Source organism: Gilliamella sp. X-60, assembly GCF_057063585.1.
Window position 1 is genome coordinate 1 of record NZ_JBXSQJ010000047.1, and the last position, 2,120, is coordinate 2,120.

1 protein-coding gene is annotated in these 2,120 nt (G+C 46.7%); it reads left to right on the plus strand.

Annotated elements, in window-relative coordinates:
- Window positions 1-2,120 (plus strand): type VI secretion system Vgr family protein (locus ACYIAM_RS12950; protein ID WP_483748549.1); only part of this gene is annotated, 2,120 nt, incomplete at both ends.

Sequence of the window (2,120 nt, forward strand, 5' to 3'; positions counted from 1 at the left end):
CGGTTATCAATAAACCATTAACTTCCGCTATCCGCTCATTAAGTGATTCACCCACGTTGACGAATAAACGCACCTTGCATGGGGTGATTACCGAATTTAGTCAGTTATCGGTCAATAAAGATGAAGCCCATTATCAGGTGGTGTTATCCTCGTGCTTAGCACGGCTGAATGTCGGGCAACATAATGCCATATTTCAAAATCAAAGTGTGGTGAGTGTGGTTGAAGAAGTGCTGCGTAGTCATGGTCTGACGGGCATTGATTACCGTTTAGAGTTAAAAGACAGCTACCCAGAGCGGGAGTTTATCACCCAATGGCAAGAAAGTGACCTTGCCTTTATTCAACGCTTATTGGCCGATGTCGGTATCTGGTTTCGCTTTGAAACGCACGCTGAGCACCACTGTGATGTGATGGTGTTAAGTGATTATGAGCAAGGTTATGCGCAGGTGGCCGATATTGACTATAAACCGCCCAGTGGTATGGCTGATACGGGGGTTGAAAGTGTGTGGGATATTACCTTGCATAGTGAAGTAGTGGTCTCCTCAGTCAAAGTACAAGACTATAACTACCGTGATGCCCTCGCCGATTTACAGGGCGAAGTTAACACCCAACCCAAAGACCTTACCACCTATGGCACTGACTACCGTTATGCTGAGCACTATAAAGGTTTAGATAGTAACGGACAAGACAACTCGCAAACTAGTGGCGATAATAACGGTGATGATGATAATAATGATAATCGTGATAATGACAATAACACTCACGATAATCAGATTGAAAGCGGTCAGTGGTATGCCCGTATTCGTCATGAGCAAGCTATTAGCCAGCAAATTATCCTCAAAGGTAAGAGTAACCACTACAACCTTGCCCCCGGTCAATGGATTAACCTCAACGGCAGTCCGCTGGCAGATATTAATGACGGTATCATCATTTTAAGTGTACAGGGGCAAGGTAACCGCACTGATGCCTATGAACTCACCTTTACCGCCATTCCCTATCAAGCCTTAAAACCCTATCGCCCCGCGCCCATACGTTGGCCGCAAGTCAGTGGCACTTTACCTGCCCGCGTCACCAGTCCTAATCATGACACCTATGGCTATATCGACCCGCAAGGGCGCTATCGGGTTAAATTTAATGTCGACCTGAAACAATGGAAAAGTGGCACGGAAAGCTTATGGGTACGCTTAGCCAAACCGTATGCGGGTAACACCTATGGTTTTCACTTTCCCTTAATTGACGGCACTGAAGTAGCCATTGCCTTTATGCAGGGCAATCCTGACCGGCCGTATATTGCCCATGCAATGCATGATAGTGCTCACCCTGACCCTATCACCACCATTAACAAACACCGCAATGTGATTCGCACGCCGGCTAATAACAAACTACGCATGGATGATAAACGCGGGAAAGAGCATATTAAAATCGCCACCGAATACGGCAAAAGCCAACTTAATTTAGGGCATTTGGTCGATAATAAAAAAGGACAACGTGGTGAGGGCTTTGAACTGCGCACCGACGAATGGGGGGCGATTGCCGCTAACAAAGGCTTATACTTAACCACCCAAACCCAGCCGAAAGCGCAAGGCAAACAGCTCGATATGCAAGCAGCGATTGCCCAACTTGAAAATGCCTTATCCATTGCCAAAGCCCTACAAAATGCCGCTACCCAGTCCGAAGCGCACAGCGCCGATACCGACAGCCAAGCGCAACTTAAAGCCAACTTAAGTGAGCTAACCCAAAGTGACATTTTAGCCTACGCTCAAGAAGGCATAGCCCTAACCAGCCCTGAAAATATTCAACTGACAACAGCGAGCAGCCTCACCTTAACTAGCGGACATCAAACCGACATTAACGCTTTAAACAACGTCACCCTTTCAGCGGGCGAGGCGATTGGCTTATTTGCCCAAAAATCAGGCATGAAACTATTTGCCAACCAAGGTGATATTGAAGTGCAAGCCCAAAATGCCAACCTCAACATGGCTGCCAAGCAAGATATTAAAGTGGATAGTGTCGATGGTAAAGTCACCATTACCGCCAAAGACAACCTCACGCTCATTTGCGGTGGCTCTTATATCAAAATCAGCGGTGAAGGCATTGAACTGGGTACACAGGATAATATCTAT